This window comes from Brevundimonas sp. KM4, assembly GCF_000964075.1.
GTDB lineage: Bacteria > Pseudomonadota > Alphaproteobacteria > Caulobacterales > Caulobacteraceae > Brevundimonas > Brevundimonas huaxiensis.
Map to the genome: position 1 here is coordinate 1 of NZ_JZRG01000013.1, position 15703 is coordinate 15703.

A 15703-nucleotide genomic window follows, 5' to 3' on the forward strand; every position below is an offset into this window, starting at 1 on the left:
TCCACCAAACCGAGGGAGGATCACCGGGCCCATGTGCATGAGGGAGGGCGGACTTGGCTCACGCTCCAGACGCTGCGCCATACCTGCGTCGTCAAACTCATCTCGGCTGACGTGCACCCCTACACCATCGCAAGTATGACCGGTCATCGATATCAATCGATCGACGCCATTATGGAACGGTACGGCATCCGCACGTCCGATGGGGCGATGAAGGCGCTCATGGCCCTGAACCGCGCCAAGGGCGGCGAGGACGCGGACTTCGGGGACTACGCTCCGGCCGAGGCGAGCTGGGAGCCCAAGGCCGCGCTGAAACAGCCCGGTCAGATTGGCTCGCGCCGGAAGCTCGCACGTCAGTATCTCAAGAGCTATCTGGATGCTCAGGAGCTCTACCGCCTCTTCGACGACGGGTCCGAAGATGGCGTGAACCTCGCGCTTCAGCTCGGCGCGAAACTCTCGTGATCTTGGGGTGCGCCATAAGCGTCAGCGGCGGCTGCCGCTGACGTCTCCCTGCGCCCTGTCACGAAATGAGCGAATAAAAACCAGCTTGAGTCCCGCAGATTTTGTGACTGACGCGCCAGAAACATTGAACAATTTCCGAAGCCCGCGCCATCGAGCGCCTCCCCGTCTTAGCTAGGAATTACATGCCACCAGACGATATCATAGGCGTCATAGCCTTCAGGGTGCCTGGATTGCCACGCGCTAAGGAGCGTCCCCGTATGTCCAACCGCCATGGCGTCGGCAGAGTGTACACGCCCCAGAAGACGCAAAACTTCGAGGCCACAGTCCGACTGGCCGCAGCCCAGGCGATGGGTGGCGGCATTGGTTTTGCGGGCGCCGTCGAGGTCCAGATGATCGTTCGCCTAGCGCCGCCGCCGTCCTCCACGCCAAGGCAGCGCGACGCCATGCTCAGCGGATCCAACCTCCCCGCCAAACGGCCGGACTTGGATAACGTCATCAAGGCCGTATTGGACGGATGCGCTTCAGTTGCGTTTCGAAACGACCGAGACGTGGTCAAACTCTCCGCCGAGAAACGCTACGACGTTGTCACGGGCGTCGACGTCTCAATCCGGGCGTTGCCTTGAGCGGTTGGAGCTCCCTTAAGAAATACGTTTGCTAACGGCGGCCACGCATCCCCCGGTGCAGTTTCTAGAGGTCGTCTTCGCCACGCCGCGTTCAGCATCTTGCTGTGCCACCCTAGGGCACAGGGACCATACCGAGCCAGCGTATGTCGAAACGGACGGGTATCGTAGCGGCTCTGCAGGAGCGGCTTGGCAAGCACGGCCACCTCTGCAGCGACCCTGATCAATCGCTCGCCGCGAGTGCCATACGCGATACGATCCGGCGTCGGCTGGGCAGTTTAGCGGCGAGCAATGGCGGTGGGTCTTGGCCCCCAAAGTTCGAGCTCTTCGAGGCAGTTCAGCCGGATCTCCATTGCCGGCGGGGGAGCCTCGGGTCGGGTGAACCTTGAGGTGTGTTCAAGCGCTGCCCTCTTCCGAACTCTCGCGGTCAAAGCGCCTGGGGCCCGTGCTACGACAGCTAATACTCGAACCGTAGCGTGAGTAGCGCTGTTTGACCGTCACGCAGGTTCAAGGCATTTTCGATCCCTTATCGACATAGCGGGCAAGGGATGCATGCCGCACCAGCTAGCACGGGGTTGGACCGTCCTAACGGCGCTGGCGCGAACAGAAAGTCCGGCGCACATCCAAGCCGGTCGTCGGAGTTCACTGCCCCCCCCCCCGCGCAGCCATGCACCACCAGGCAGGGTCCGACCTGCTCGAAAGCACACACGCAGCGACCCGTGCTATCTTGATTGAGCTCGTACTTGCATGCCGAGTCGTCAGATCCGCTTATTCAAACGGCAGGGGATGGGTGATCTCATTCTGCACAAAGGCATCAGGTAAAGCCACCAGGCGATCAAACCGGCCTTCACGACTGATCTCAGCTGCGAGCCAGTCGTCGCTGATCCAAGGCTTCGGCGCTCGACCGTTCCGTCGGTGAGCCATGCACACAGCTGAAACAGATAGCAGTGCGAGGGGCGCGGAATCTCAAGCGTCACACCGAAGCTGGATTGTGTTCGAGGCGGTCACGCTAAAGGTTCCCAGACCGGCCACGCTGACAGCCTTGTCTTCTTCGGCGGCCGCAAAGATCGCTTCGCTCAGCAACCAAAGGACGCGTTCGCACTCATCCGCCGTCAGCTCCGCCTGAGACATGTAGCTGAGATGATCGAAGATCTGCGGCGGAGCGATAGCGCCACCGTCGGCACCGATGGCGCGCTGAGGTGGATTTTGCTCGTCGCGCGCAGCGGTGGAGCCGGCACTCTCGGTTGGGTCAGGCTTAAACACAGGCACTTCCTTTCTCTTGTTGCTAGCCCATTGGAACCGGCCCGCTACTTCCTGTCTACCCTTATCTTTTTGTTTTTACTCGCAAAAATAGGGCTTGACCATTGAAGATGGTTTTCCACTGCGACGTCAGGCGTTTAGCCGTTAGAGCCTCAGCACTGTCGGTCGGAAAGGTACCCATGTCATGTATCGTGACACGAAATTTGCTTGTGTGGGCCTTTTAGCGCATATAAATACCCGCCCCTAGTGTTATGTAGGAGTCGCACATGGGGTTTTCGACACGGGTTCCTGTTCAGTCTGCCACCGTAGAGGGCCGCGACCGCCAGCTTCGGGCCATGGTTTCTGCGCGGGTACGCAGTCATTCGTCCATCAGACCGAGCGCGCTGAACAATGCGCCTCGCCCCAAACCCAAAAAGCAGAGCACCAGCTCTGCCGAGGCGCCGCCTGCGCAAAAGCTCCGGATAGAGGCTTGGCCCGCTCTCATGACCCGCGAGCACCTGTCGGGCTACACATCCCTCAGCACGCATACGCTCAAGAAGATCTGTCCCGTCTCCCCCCTGGACATCGGCGCCAACTGTGTCCGGTTCAGTCGCACAGACGTAGACCGTTGGCTGGCGACCCTGTCTCCCCGCAGTCTGACGAGACTCCAAGGTGAGGCGGCCACGTCGGAGCCTCTGCCGGTCGTTGATGAGGCCCTAGCCGCGCTGGATCGCGTTCGAGCGCGTGCGCTCGGCAAACGGGGATGAAAATCCGCTACGTCCAGCGTGTGTCTGGCGAGGGCAAGACGCGACTCTATTTTCGCAAGGGCGACTATCGGGAGGGTCCGCTCTCCTCCGACGACGGAAGCGAAGCGCTCGCGCTCGAGGTTGCGGCCATTCTGCGCAAACTCGAGGCCGCTGCGAAGGCTGCGCGCTCGCCACGCCCCAATACGGTCGGCGGCATGCTGGCCGCTTACAACCGATCCGCCGAGTTCCTCGCCCTCGCGCGCCTGACGCAGCGGGGTTATCAGGGCTACATCGACGAGATGAAAGTCGATATCGGCGATGTCCTCCTTTCCGAGGTCAGCCAGGCCTTTCTGCGCGCTTTTCGCGACGCCTTGGCGGTGCGGGGACATCGCGCGGCTAACATGCGCATGCAACTCTTGAAGAACGCCCTGGCTCCCGCGATCGACGATCAGGCTGACATGCGCATCCAAGGCGACCCGTTCGCCAAACTCGCTAAGGTGAAGCGACCGCATGATGCTGGCGAGGCCCATCCGATATGGACCGACGAGGAGGTCGAGGCGGCCATTGAGGAAGCGATCGCACGTAAACAGCCCGGCTTGGCGAGGGCGATCGCCTTAGGGCGTTGGGGTGGGTTTCGTCGCAAGACAATCTGCGCACTGCCCCTTACAGCACGTGTCTTTGGCCACGCGTCCAATGGGCTTGCGCAGGTGCGCCTTCATTGGATCACCGAAAAAAAGAAGGTGGCCTGTGACAAGCGCGAAGACCCTCGTCTCACCGCGCTTCTCGACCGCACTCCCGATGCGGCGGCGACAATTGCCTATAATGCGGACGGCCACCCCTTTAAGGAGCGCCAGCTCAATCAGGCAATAAACCGTCTCTTGTTGCGGTTGGGGACGACGGGCCAGGTCCGGACCGTCACCGACTCCAGCGGGAAGCTGGCCTGCCCTTTAGATATTCATGGTTTGCGCCATGCCCGGGGGACCGAGATCGCACTCGCGGGGGGTTCCGACGCCGAGATCATGACCCAGCTCGAGCACGCCACCGACCGCGCTGCGAAAATTTATCGCCGTCAAGCCGATCGCCGGCGAATGGCGGATGCGGCCCAGGATCGGATCGATGAAGCGATCGAACGTCAGACCGCGCGCAAGACGCTATCACCCGAACAACGCGCCCAACCAGGCACTGTAAAACCGGGTGTAAAAGAACTGTAAAATTGATCGCCGAGATCATGCCCGCGGGTGCCAACTCGCCGCTAAGACTTTAATTTAGCAGGTAAAGAAATGGCGCACCCGGAGCGATTCGAACGCCCGACCCCCAGATTCGTAGTGTGCGACGCTCAGCAACCTGTTTTGGCGGTCACTCTCTGAATTACCAAATGATTTTTAGGACGGTTAAGTGGTCTAGGGGTCGCGATTGCCAGATAATTGCCAACCAGATTAAGGACACCAGACGTCAGACTCGATCTGCTGGATAGCAGCCGAATGGTCAGTAGATTTGAAGAGGTGTCCGTAGCGATCAAGGGTCATCTGCGCGCTGCTATGACCGGCCCATTTCTGAATTTGCTTGAGCGGCACCCCAGCCTCGATCCAGCACGAAATCGCGAAGTGACGCAGGTCGTGCCAGCGCCAAAGCGGCCGGTTTATCAATTCGGGGTTCAGTTCTTGCGCTCGCGTCCACGCGGGTTGGAACAAGCGCTGGCGCCAGTTGGAATGGGTTTGAGGATTGCCTCGTCCGTTCGGGAAGACGAGGTCGTCAGGACTATTGAAGCGAGACTGCTCTTTCCATTGCGCCAATGCGTTCACGAGGCCTTCAGCCAACGGTATGGTGCGACGTCCGGCGTGCGATTTGGGTTGACCGAATTGACCGAGCCGATTGATCCGGCGGCGAACTCGCACCGTCCCTTTTTCAAGATCGACATTACGCCAGGTTAACGCGCGCTGCTCGCTGCCCCGAAGACCTGTAGCAGCGGCGAACCGCAAGACCGGACCGGATGTCGCTCGCGATGCTGCACACAGTGCTGCAACCTCGACCTTCTCGGGAATGAAGACGTCTCCATCATTTTCATCATCAGCTTCAATATCTCGTGAAACAGGATCATCCACGCGACGTCGCAGGCGTTTGGAGTTTTTGGCCACGTTGTGAACAAGCCAGTCTCGCTCAACTGCCAAATCCAGCATTCGGCGCAGCGTGCTTGTTGCGCTCGCGATAAACGACATCGACAGTTGCAAACCCTGCATCTCATCGATGAAGCGATTTACATGTGCTACCCGTAGGTCTTTCAGCTTGAAGTTGCCAAGCGGGTACGCAAACCCTTTACCCGCCATCTCTGGCTTCTGGCTCGTCCACAAGTCGCCGCTGCCAATAATATACCGCTCAACATGTGCAACGTAGTTCAGGTGGGTGGTCTGATCGATCTCCTTGATCAACACACGTTTTCGCGAGTGCTCGATATAGATGAGCCCAAGGTCTCCGACGGTCATCCGCTCGGCTTCTGAGCGAAACGACCCATTCTTAATCATAGACTCAGCTTCGAGCAGATGTGCCTTAGCGTCCTTGCGGGTGTCGAACCCTCTGCGATGACGCTTGCCCCCCTTGTCGGAATAGTCGGCGACCCACTTCTTGGTAGTCTTGTTGAAAGTGACCGGCATTAGGCTGCTTTCCGGGTGATCGCCGCTTGAAGCAGTTCATCCGCGATATCCATCCAGGCACAGATGGCTTTGGTCGATGGGATCGCAGATGGCAGGGCTGAGACCAACGTCGGCGTCAAAGCCGGGTGTTTGGGTGAAGTGATCTTATGGGCGACGATGGCTTCGAGCGCTGCTTTTTCGCTTGAGAAAGATTGCACCACAGTCTTAGTGGAAGTGACCCAGAACACCGACCAAACGTAGCGGCCGTGCTTATCCGGCTTCCGGGCACGGCTGACGGTGATTTGTTGGATGTCCAAGAATGTGCGCATTACGCCACCTCGCGCGACGCGCGCTCCTGCGCTGCAATCCACGCCATGAGGGTGGAGCGGCGCGCGCAGATTGTCGTGCCCAAACGAAAGATCGGCAACCGGCCAGAGTCCGCCAAGTCGTAGACGCGGCGACGAGCGGTGGCTTCACCGAACAGAAAAGCAGCGATCTGGCCGGCTCCGCGAAGGACGTCGTCGGCGAGGCTCTCAATAGCCCGGCGTGGCGCACGTGTGATGTAAAATTGGTCGTCGAAATCGGTGTCCATTTTTGGTTTCCTTGCGCTCTGGCACCACAGATCGCGATGCCTCAATGCTCACAACCGCTGCACAGACCACGCCAAGGTGGATTTGTATCATATTGAAAAATATAGCCTTATTGTCAGACATCCTGGCAGTGAATGTCAGTAAGACTGGCAGAACTCGTCACAGTGGGCTTTCACGCGTGTCGCAAGCAGGCGCGGGCATTAACTATGTCCCAAATTGGGATCAGGCGGTTTACGTCTGTGCGCGCCGGGATGGCTATTGGAGATGACGGCCGCTGGCTCGGTCCCGGAGTGAGCGTAGACGATGAGTGATCGGGGTCGGCGCGCATCCACTGATGTTGAACAACCCAGGCTGAGCGGCGAGGAACTGGTCCTCGAGGGAGAACGGATCGTCATGCGGACAGATGCCCACGAGAGTGTTTTCGAGCAGCCACTCAGTCAGGATAGTTTCGTCACTGAAGCAAAAGTACCGTTCACCAGCGATGGGGTGAACGTGAAGCCCAAGGCTATCTTGAAGAAGGAGGCCTGCGCTTTGACGAAGCGACGAAGCGCGCGTCTCAAGACCAAGGTGGTTCTTGAGGCGAGCGCGCAGGTTATCCCCGGTGGCACCGACGTAAAGCAGAGGCCACATAGCGAAGACGGGCACCTCCGACGCATGCGACAGAAGTGCAGCGTTCACTTCGTTTTCATGATCCAGCAAGACCATGATGTAGCAGCCTGGTCCTTCGACTACCTCGGCCCAGGACGACGCCAACGATCTCGCAGGATACATTTGAAATTCTGCCAGCATCACACGTGGTCCTCCTCAAGCCCAACACAATCGGCGCCTCGCCCTGCCACAGAAGAATATGATACGAAAAGTCTCATTGCAAGTGTTGGGCGCTGATGCGCGCGATTGAGGGCGATCAGCTTACTGGGCGTCTTATCAAGGCTGCCCGTGCCTTGGTCGGCATGTCGGCATCTGACTTGGCTTCAGCTTCCGGGCTGAACGTGATCACGATCAAGCGCGCCGAGGCGGCAGCGGGTGTGCTTGCGTTAAGACCCGCCACTTCAGACGCTATCATCCAAGCACTGTCCGCGAAGGGGGTGAGGTTTATTGCCAATGGACCTGACGGCTCTGAGACGGGCGTGGTGGTGACAACCAAACTCCCGGCAGGCGAGGCCTGAGCGCTAACGCTGTTGCAGCTATCGATGGCGTTCCACCAATGCGGTAACTTCGATGCAGTTAAAATCGCCTAGGGAAGAGATGTCGGTCCGAAAGGCGGCCTGGACACGTCGTAGTCAACATTGAGGGCGCCGACGAAGTGGGCCTTGCCGCAGGCGATTTTGCGTCGTTCGGCCGGCCGCAGGTCGTCCAGCGACTCGCCGCCCTTGGTCTCCCGGACGAGGTACAGCGTTTCGCCGTCGGATTCGGGATCGTCCATGACGACCGCCCAATCGGGGTTGTACTTCCCGACCGGGGTGTCGACCTCGAACCATCTCGGCAGCTTGATATACAGCTTCACGTCCAGTCGGTTCTCGAGCATAGCGGCAAACGGCCGCTCAACGGTCTCTGAGTCGATAGGCACACCGTCATAGAGGTGAGTGCCGCCGCCCTTTGAGGATGCTTCGCTGCTGACGACGCGGTCGGCGTAGGAAGAGATCACATCGGCGAACTGGCTCATGTCGTACCAATCGCCGTCCTTCTCGTAGCGGATGCCGGCGACTAACTGGTCGGCCAGCTTCTCCTTGATGATGTTGACGGCAACGACCGCGAAGGCATGGGGGTTGCTGAGAGCCGCCTGCTTGTTCGTCGTGCGACGATGGATGTCCAGGAGCGTGCGGCGCGATAGGCGCATGGGGGGCGACGTTGCCTCCATGAGCGATTCCATGACTTCGACCAAGTTAGGCAACGGGTATCGCCCGGCAAGGTCGACAGCCGTCTTTGCCCCGCTCTGTTGGATCGCCTCGAACAGTTCCTCCGTCGGTGAGACGTGCATCTCCCCCTTGGTCAAAACGATGCGCGGACTGCGGATCGTCGCCGCATCGAGATCGGTCAGGACGGCCGAGACCAAGGCCTCGGTGTCTATGGTGACAGAGTATCGCGTACGGTGCTTGATCCGATCCCACAGCGCTTGGAACTCAGGCTTCAGCATATGCGCTTTGCGCAGCTTGAGGTCGATCTGGCGACGCTTATCGGCCGGCGGTGGTGGCGTTCCTGCTTTGCCGTAGGCGTCCTCGATCTCACTCTGGAGACCGGCAACGAACCTCTCGTAGCTCTCGCTCGCGACGACGGTCAGAACGTTTGCTCTGTCGTCATTCAGCCGCTCACCAGCTTGGGTGACAGGCAGGCGAACGCCACGCCCAACCTGCTGACGGCGCTCGGCCTCCGATCCAACTTCCCGGAGCGTACAAATCTGAAAGACGTTCGGATTGTCCCAGCCCTCGCGCAGGGCAGAGTGCGAGAAGATGAAGGCGACAGGCTCTTCAAGGGACAGCAGCTTCTCCTTCTCTCGCATGATGAGATTGAAGGCGGCCTCGTCCTCCTTGGTCTTGCCGGTGGTGGTGTCCACAGCCTCGATTGAGCCCCCCTTGCGGGTCTTGCTGGCGAAGTATGATGCCTGCACCTGATGAGCGCTCTTCTCCGCCCACTCGGGATAGCCGCCCTTCAGATCGTCGAACGCCTTAACGAACATCTTACGGAGCACGCCGTCGTCGGGTGCATAGTTGTCGACCTTATCGACGAAGAACAGGGACAGGACCTTCAGGTCGAGGTCGCGTAGCCTGCGCTGCTTCCGGAAATGTTCTTCGACGGTGTAGCGGATTTGCGCTTCCAAGATTGCCTCGCGCTCGGTCCCGACGGCCGTGCCTAGTCGCACCTCGACGCCGTTCTCGAACCGCACGAAGCCGGCACCGAGGTTGATCTCGTCGACGACGAAGCCTTCGTAGTCGGCACGACCGGATTTGACCACGAGGTCGTCGCCAGGTCGGACGATGATCGCGGTCTCCCGCACGGTCCCGTTTGCCAGCCTCTTTTGGACGGACAGAGTCGCCGACAAGTTTTTCTTTTTGGCCACGATCTCGTCGACCCTGACAAAGGGCAGGTTGGCGTTGTCGGCTTCGACCACCGACGCCACCTCGATGCGCTTCACCAGCCCCTGCCGGTAAGCGTCGTAGGGGGTCAGCCGATGGAGGAGCGTGTAGCTGTTCTTGTGGGTGGCGCTGTATCGAAGGGCGAACAGCGGGTTCAAAGACGCCAGGGCCGCTTTGCGTATGTCGGTTTCCAAGTTCTGTGGTTCGTCCAAGATCAGAACGGGCCGAGTGGCTTGAAGCTGATAGATCGGCGGGTCTTGGCCGTCCTTGGACTGTCGGATGACGTTGCCGGCGCTGGTGAAGGAGTCGATGGTCATGACCATGAACTCCAGTCCATCGGACAGACAGAAATTGCGCAGCCTAGCTAGGCTGTTCGAGTCATAGACGTTGAACCGGTAGGGGCCGTAACGGGACTCGAGGTGCGCCTTTGTCATCGCCAGGGTCTTCATCACGCCCTCGCGCACGGCGATGGAGGGGACGACGATGATGAACTTCCGCAAGCCGTAGCGCGTGAACATCTCCAAAGCGGTACGCAGGTAGACGTAAGTCTTCCCCGTCCCCGTCTCCATCTCTATCGAGAAGTTCGGAAACGCGATGGTCTGAGGCCCGATCAGGGTGTCGGTTTCGGCCGCAACGTACTCCAGCGCGTCGCTGACAGGCAGGCCGGCTTCGCCCTGGATCGCCCTGACATTCGCGAGCATCTCATTGGCGTCGAGATCGAGGCGGTTTGCGACGACCTGGAAATGCGCGCCGGTCGGAATGGTCAACCGGCTGAGGACAAAGGGTTGCCCTTCCAATGCGCCTACCGTGGCGTCGATGGCGGCAAGCTGATGGTCCTGGGAGGCGTCGAAGCGCAGTTCCACGTCAGATAACCTTCAACCGACATTGGAGGGCCAGGTTGGCGGCAAGGGTATCGTCCAGCGCCGTATCTCGGCAGACGAAGAGATCGTCTCTGCTCAGCCCCAGAGAGCGCACCTGCTCGAAGGTCAGCGCATCGTCCAGGCCGATCATGAACGACCAACCACGTTCCGGGTCGGTCACGCGATGGAAGGTCCCGCCGCCGGGAACGGCTACGGGCTCGACGCGGCTGGTCAAGCTATAGCCTTCGCGGAGGGCAACTTCCCAGATGACGTCCTCCACCTTCCAGCCAGGCGTCAGGGTGTCCATAAAGGCGTCGAGTTGGGCCTGGTATGCTTCGACCGTGCGCTCCTGCACCCCCTTCCAGCGTTGTGTGTTCGAGGCTGCGATCTTGAAGCAACGGACGTTGGCGCCGGTGTTTTTGTGCTCGGCCTCTGCGAGCACGCGGCGGATGCGTTCCCGCGATACGTCGGCCAGAGTTTTCAGGCCCAATGCCAGGGCGTTGTTGCCGGATTCGCTGCCTGCTTCGATCGGTTCAGCCATCTGAACGGCGATGCCACGACGGGGCGTTCTCTCACCGATATTCGCGCGTAGCACGCCGTGCAAAGTCGTGTTCGAACCCGCAAAAAAGTCGAGCACAATGTCGCCCGGCTCCGAAAGGTAACGAACTAGGCGTTCCAGATCAGCGTAACTTTTCGGATTATCGAAGACCTTCTTGTTGTCGAAGATGGCGTTGAACTGCTGCGTGGCCGTTTGTGCGTAGCTGAAGGTCACGCTGTGCATGACCTGGGTGTCGGCCTCGAACAGGTTTGAGCGGATCGCAGGTACGGTTTTTTCGTCAGGGCCGAACACTATGCGGCCAGCCGCACACATTTCGATGAAACGTTTTCGTGTCGGATACAGCCAGCCTCGGACAGACTGTTTCACCGGTTTCCGCGTGACTGGATGGGATATGCGGTACCGGGGTCCGCCGCCGCCTGGCCAACTGACGTCACCGTCATCCCGATAGGGGCCTTTCTCGTCGACTTTATTGAACCGGGCGAGCGGCAGTCGGGGGTCTTCGTCTTCGAAAGTGTTGTAGTAGGAGATCAGGTCGGCGCGAATTTTCGTCCAGTCCGATCCATGTATGTCTCTCAGTCGGTCAAATTCGGCCCGGACCTCCTCCACACCTTCTTTGGGTGCCCGCAGCTTCACCCCTGACTCCTTCAGCCACGCCTTGTTGCGTGCGTAGACCACCATGTACTCGTGCCCGACCGAGAACAGTTTGGCGTCGTTCTTCCGATTGCGATCATAGACTAGGACCGCGACGCGGTTCTCCTCGCCGAAGACCTCGTCCATCAACCGAACCAAATTGGCCTGCTCGGCATCGTCGATGCTCACGACGATGAACCCGTCCTCTCGCAGCAACTGCCGCGCATGGCTTAGGCGCGGGTACATCATGGAAAGCCAGTTGGAATGGAAGCGTCCGCTGCGCTCGGGCAGGCTGGTCAGGAGGTCGCCGGCTGCGTCCTTCTGGCCGGTGATGCGCAGGTATCGATCCAGCGGGTCGGCGAAGTCGTCTGGGTAGATGAAATCCTTGCCCGTGTTGTAAGGCGGGTCGATGTAGATCAGCTTCACACGACCCTGATAGGATCGATGCAGGACCTTCAGCACTTCGAGGTTCTCGCCTTCGATGAAGACGTGCTCGGCCTTGTCAAAGTCGGTGCTCTCGGCCCGATCAGGCGCCAGTGTGGCGCGCGTCGGTGCCTGCAACATCGCAATTGCCTCGCGCTTGCCGGGCCATGTCAGTCCATACCTTTCGGCAGCAGTGTCGGTCGCTTCGCCGGCGAGGCTCGCCAAGTTGACCACGTCGAGTTTTCCATCGACGAACGCCTCGGGAACGGCTTTGCGCAACCGATCGAGCATGGCTTCGCGAAGATCGGGGGTGGCGTCGGCTACATGGTCGATGTCGATAGTCATATGAACCTTAGTAGCTGCACGATCGGCTGATCGCCATGCCATCCGAGGAGGCGTTTAAAGATTATGGCCAAGGCGGTGCCCCACTACGCCGAGGCGAGCACATTCTATAATCCAACAACCTTGACTGGATGCAGCTAACCACCACTATGGTGCGTGGGGAGACCACTGATGACCGATGTGCAGCCGGATCGCGCCAACGCGAACCCGTCGAAGAGTTTCTTCATAGCGATGCTCACGCGCGATATCGACTTGGTCGATTGTATCCTCGACCTACTGGACAACTCGGTTGATGGTATTGGGCAGGTAGCGCGGCGCGAAGGCAGAAATCACATCCAGGCGCGGGCGGCGTTGGAAGCGAGCGGATGGCGTGTCCTGACTATCTGGCAGTGTGAGACGGCCTCGGTGTCAGAACTCGTTGATCGCCTGCGAGGCTTCCTTGGTCCACCGCGTTCGATAGCTGCGAACAGCAGTCTCTGAGCGGGGCTTAGTTCCGGGCTACCGTGCAATCGCCGTTCGTCATTGATCCGAGCAAATCCCTCGTAGAATCAGATGCCAGCCAGTGGCGGCTTTGCCAAAAACTTGCCAGGGAAGCCTTGGTAATTTCCGCAGAGCCGTGCGGGAACTGGAGTAACCCTCTGTACTCCAATGAGAAAATCCCGGAACGAGTCGGAATGACCGGCACAGACAGGCAACGACATGTCGTTTACCAGCAAGCTTCTGTTTTCATTCAGGAAAGTGGCGCACCCGGAGCGATTCGAACGCCCGACCCTCAGATTCGTAGTCTGATGCTCTATCCAGCTGAGCTACGGGTGCGGCTGCCTTGCGGCGAGGGCGGGTCTTTAGCCGGTGGATCGGGCGGACGCAAGCGGGGGAATGCAGTTTCTGCGTCTGAAGCGGTTGGCGTGGCGGCTGCGACGGCTTAGGCCTGTCTGACGCTCCCCTGCTTTCGGATCTTCCATGCGTTCTTTCCGTCGCCAGATCGTCGCTGTGCTGGTTCCCGTCCTCATGGCGGGATGCCAGACCGCGACAGCCAGTCAAGGCGCGCCCTCGCTGACGACAGCATCGCCGCAGGCCGTGTCGGCCCCGTCGCCGGCCGCATCGCCCGCTCGGGGGCCGTTCGTGGCGGCGGCGAATCCGCTGGCCGTCGAGGCGGGGATGACCGTGTTGCGGCGTGGCGGATCGGCCGTGGACGCCGCGGTGGCGATCCAGGCGGTGCTGGGTCTGGTGGAGCCGCAGTCGTCGGGCCTTGGGGGCGGGGCCTTCCTGATGAGCTATGACGCCGAGACCGGGACCGTCACGGCCTATGACGGGCGCGAGACGGCGCCGGCGTCGGCGACGCCCGAACTGTTTTATGAGGACGGCAAGCCCCTGCCCTTCATCGACGCGGTGCTGTCGGGCCGCTCGACCGGGGCGCCGGGGGCGGTGGCCATGCTGGCGATGGCGCAGAAGGATCACGGCAAGCTGGCCTGGCGCGATCTGTTCGGGGACGCCGAACGGCTGGCGCGCGACGGGTTCACGGTCAGCCCGCGTCTGGCCGGCATGATCAATGGACGCAGTCCGCAGGCGCGGACGCGGTGGGCCAGCGCCTATTTCACCAAGCCGGACGGCACGCGGTATCAGGCGGGCGATAGGTTGAAGAACCCCGCCTACGCCGACACGGTCGCGCGACTGGCGCAGCAGGGGCCGGGCGTCTTTTATGGCGGGACGATCGGGGCTGACATCGCAGCGGCGGTTCGCGAAGGGCCGCGTCCCGGCGGCCTGACCGAGGCGGACATCGCCCGCTATCGCCCTTTGCGCCGCGACGCGCTTTGCCGGCCGTATCAGGCCTATGTGATCTGCGTGCCGCCGCCGCCATCCAGCGGGGTGGCGTTGCTGCAGTTCCTGGCCATGGCCGAGGAAACGCCGGATCTGGACAAGGGGGCCAAGAGCCCTGAGGCCTGGGTCGCGTTCGGGCGGTTGCAGCGGCTGATGTACGCCGACCGGGACCGCTACATCGGCGACAACGATTTCGTCGGCGTGCCGATCGCGGGCCTGCTGGATCCCGACTATGTCGCGTCGCGCGCGGCCCTGGCCCCGCAGGTGAACGGCCCGGTCGAGGCCGGCGCCCCGACGGGGTCGCCGCCGCGCGGGGCCGATCACACGGCCGAGCCGGGCGGCACCTCGCACATGGTCGTGGTGGACGCCTGGGGCAATGCGGTCAGCATGACCACGACGGTCGAGAGCATCTTCGGCAATGGGCGGATGGTCGACGGCTTCTTCCTGAACAACCAGCTGACCGATTTCTCCTTCACGCCGCTGGAGGACGGACATCCGGCCGCCAACGCGGTGGCGGCTGGCAAGCGGCCGCGTTCGTCGATGACGCCTGTGCTGATCCTGGATCGTCAGGGACGGCTGGTCGGCGCCATCGGCTCGCCGGGCGGGTCCAGCATCCTGGCCTATGTCGCCAAGGCCCTGGTCGGGACGATGGACTGGGGCTTGTCGATGCAGGAGGCGATCGCCCTGCCTAATCTGGTGGTGCGGGGCGAGATGGTCGGGGCCGACACCGACATGATCGCGCCGGATATCCGCGACGCCCTGGCGGCGGCGGGCATGGCCTTAAAGCCCAACGCCACCGAGACCTCGGGCCTGCATGGCGCGATCTGGCGGAACGGTCGCTGGGACGGCGGGGCTGATCCGCGTCGCGAGGGCGTGGCGCTCTCGGAGGTTCGCTAAAGGCTCAGCGGCCGGGACGGATCGACAGCTGGAAGGCCAGCAGGCCTTCGCTGACGTCGGTGTCCAGGCCGTTCATGCCGCGCAGACCCTTGCCGGCGTCGATCTCGCGATAGACGACGCCAAACGACGTCTGCATGTCGCCCTTGCGATAGGCCACGCCGATCGAGGCGTCGCCCAGGAAGCTGCCCTTGTCCTGGGTATAGCCCGAACGAGCGTACTCGCCGTCGCGGGTGCGGGCGAAGTTGTAGCCGACGGCTCTGCCGGATCCGGCGGCATACAGATACCAGCGCGGCCGCTCGCCGAACCGCTCGCGGCCGTTGGGGGCCAGACGATCCAGACCCTCGCCGATCTTGAGCGTGACGCCGGCCTCGGCCGAACGGCCTTCGCTGCCGACGCCCAGGCCCGCGTGTGGCGTCAGGCTGACTTCCAGGCCCGAGGCGGTATGACCGCGCGCACCACGGAAACCGCGCACATAGCGCAGGTCATAGGCGTCAGAGTCCAGTTCGGCCCGATCGACGGGCGTGACCGGCAGGGGAGAACCGTCGGCGCGGCGCAGACGGCCGGCGGTCTCCAGCGTCACCCGGTCGGTGAAGTCGGTGCGATCAATCCAGACGTCGTTGCGCGTGGTGGCGGACAGGCCGGATCGGTCATCGGGACGGAAGGCGGTCGGGATTTCGATCTGGGCGCCGAACCGGGCGTCAGGTGCTACGCGGAAACTTGTCTGTTCAGTCAGGCGCGCCTCGACATCGGGCGAGGCGTCGAAGGCGTTGGGGGCCCAGGTCTGTGCGCAGGCGGCGCTCGCGCCGGCCATCGCCAACACGC

The 15703-nt window shown here is 61.4% G+C and carries 14 protein-coding genes and 1 tRNA gene; 6 read left to right on the forward strand and 9 right to left on the reverse strand.

The window, feature by feature from the left end:
• Nucleotides 1–459, forward strand: a 459-nt coding sequence (locus tag VH88_RS16245; protein WP_045810885.1) for a hypothetical protein, incomplete at its 5' end; no start/stop codon positions are given.
• 182 nt (nt 460–641) lie between these two features.
• On the forward strand, nt 642–1082 hold the full coding sequence (locus VH88_RS08590; RefSeq protein WP_045810886.1) for a RusA family crossover junction endodeoxyribonuclease: 441 nt from the start codon (nt 642–644) through the stop codon (nt 1080–1082).
• A gap of 963 nt (nt 1083–2045) precedes the next feature.
• Here the strand turns inward: VH88_RS08590 and VH88_RS08595 are convergent.
• Nucleotides 2046–2342, reverse strand: coding sequence for a hypothetical protein (locus tag VH88_RS08595; protein WP_045810887.1), 297 nt, complete (start codon nt 2340–2342; stop codon nt 2046–2048).
• Nucleotides 2343–3081: 739 nt separating this feature from the next.
• On the opposite strand from VH88_RS08595, the gene VH88_RS08605 reads away from it, so the two are divergent.
• Nucleotides 3082–4275: a site-specific integrase gene (locus tag VH88_RS08605; protein ID WP_197071038.1), complete on the forward strand. Its 1194-nt coding sequence runs from the start codon at nt 3082–3084 to the stop codon at nt 4273–4275.
• Between the two features lie 225 nt (nt 4276–4500).
• Here VH88_RS08605 and VH88_RS15385 read toward each other — a convergent pair whose 3' ends face one another.
• From VH88_RS15385 to VH88_RS16720, 4 genes are all read right to left on the reverse strand, one after another.
• Nucleotides 4501–5712, reverse strand: a complete 1212-nt coding sequence (locus VH88_RS15385) for a site-specific integrase (protein WP_052689533.1) — start codon at nt 5710–5712, stop codon at nt 4501–4503.
• Entirely contained in the window at nt 5712–6008 is a 297-nt protein-coding gene (locus tag VH88_RS08615) for a hypothetical protein (protein ID WP_156146786.1), read from the reverse strand. Before VH88_RS08615 ends, VH88_RS15385 begins: the two co-directional genes overlap by 1 nt.
• 11 nt (nt 6009–6019) lie before the next feature.
• Nucleotides 6020–6283 (reverse strand): hypothetical protein, encoded by a 264-nt coding sequence (locus VH88_RS08620; protein ID WP_045810890.1) that lies wholly within the window; start codon nt 6281–6283, stop codon nt 6020–6022.
• 253 nt (nt 6284–6536) lie between these two features.
• Nucleotides 6537–7070 carry a GIY-YIG nuclease family protein gene (locus VH88_RS16720; protein ID WP_369796280.1) on the reverse strand — a complete coding sequence of 178 codons (534 nt, stop codon included), beginning with the start codon at nt 7068–7070 and terminating at the stop codon, nt 6537–6539.
• A gap of 95 nt (nt 7071–7165) precedes the next feature.
• Between VH88_RS16720 and VH88_RS16250 the strand changes: the two genes are divergently transcribed.
• Nucleotides 7166–7447 (forward strand): hypothetical protein, encoded by a 282-nt coding sequence (locus VH88_RS16250; protein ID WP_045810892.1) that lies wholly within the window; start codon nt 7166–7168, stop codon nt 7445–7447.
• Nucleotides 7448–7515: 68 nt separating this feature from the next.
• On the opposite strand, the gene VH88_RS08635 is transcribed toward VH88_RS16250, so the two are convergent.
• The gene (locus tag VH88_RS08635; protein ID WP_045810893.1) at nt 7516–10215 is read right to left on the reverse strand and encodes a DEAD/DEAH box helicase family protein; all 2700 of its coding nucleotides are present in this window, start codon (nt 10213–10215) and stop codon (nt 7516–7518) included.
• 1 nt (nt 10216) lies between these two features.
• Complete coding sequence (locus VH88_RS08640) at nt 10217–12169, reverse strand: site-specific DNA-methyltransferase (protein WP_045810894.1); 1953 nt, start codon at nt 12167–12169, stop codon at nt 10217–10219.
• Nucleotides 12170–12337: 168 nt separating this feature from the next.
• On the opposite strand from VH88_RS08640, the gene VH88_RS08645 reads away from it, so the two are divergent.
• Nucleotides 12338–12646: a hypothetical protein gene (locus VH88_RS08645; protein ID WP_045810895.1), complete on the forward strand. Its 309-nt coding sequence runs from the start codon at nt 12338–12340 to the stop codon at nt 12644–12646.
• 259 nt (nt 12647–12905) lie between these two features.
• Here VH88_RS08645 and VH88_RS08650 read toward each other — a convergent pair.
• A tRNA-Arg gene (locus tag VH88_RS08650) sits at nt 12906–12982 on the reverse strand.
• A 144-nt stretch (nt 12983–13126) separates the two neighbouring features.
• Between VH88_RS08650 and VH88_RS08655 the strand changes: the two genes are divergently transcribed.
• Nucleotides 13127–14881: a gamma-glutamyltransferase family protein gene (locus VH88_RS08655; RefSeq protein ID WP_045810896.1), complete on the forward strand. Its 1755-nt coding sequence runs from the start codon at nt 13127–13129 to the stop codon at nt 14879–14881.
• 4 nt (nt 14882–14885) lie between these two features.
• Here VH88_RS08655 and VH88_RS08660 read toward each other — a convergent pair whose 3' ends face one another.
• Nucleotides 14886–15692 carry a lipid A-modifier LpxR family protein gene (locus tag VH88_RS08660; protein ID WP_045810897.1) on the reverse strand — a complete coding sequence of 269 codons (807 nt, stop codon included), beginning with the start codon at nt 15690–15692 and terminating at the stop codon, nt 14886–14888.
• Nucleotides 15693–15703: the final 11 nt, after the last annotated feature.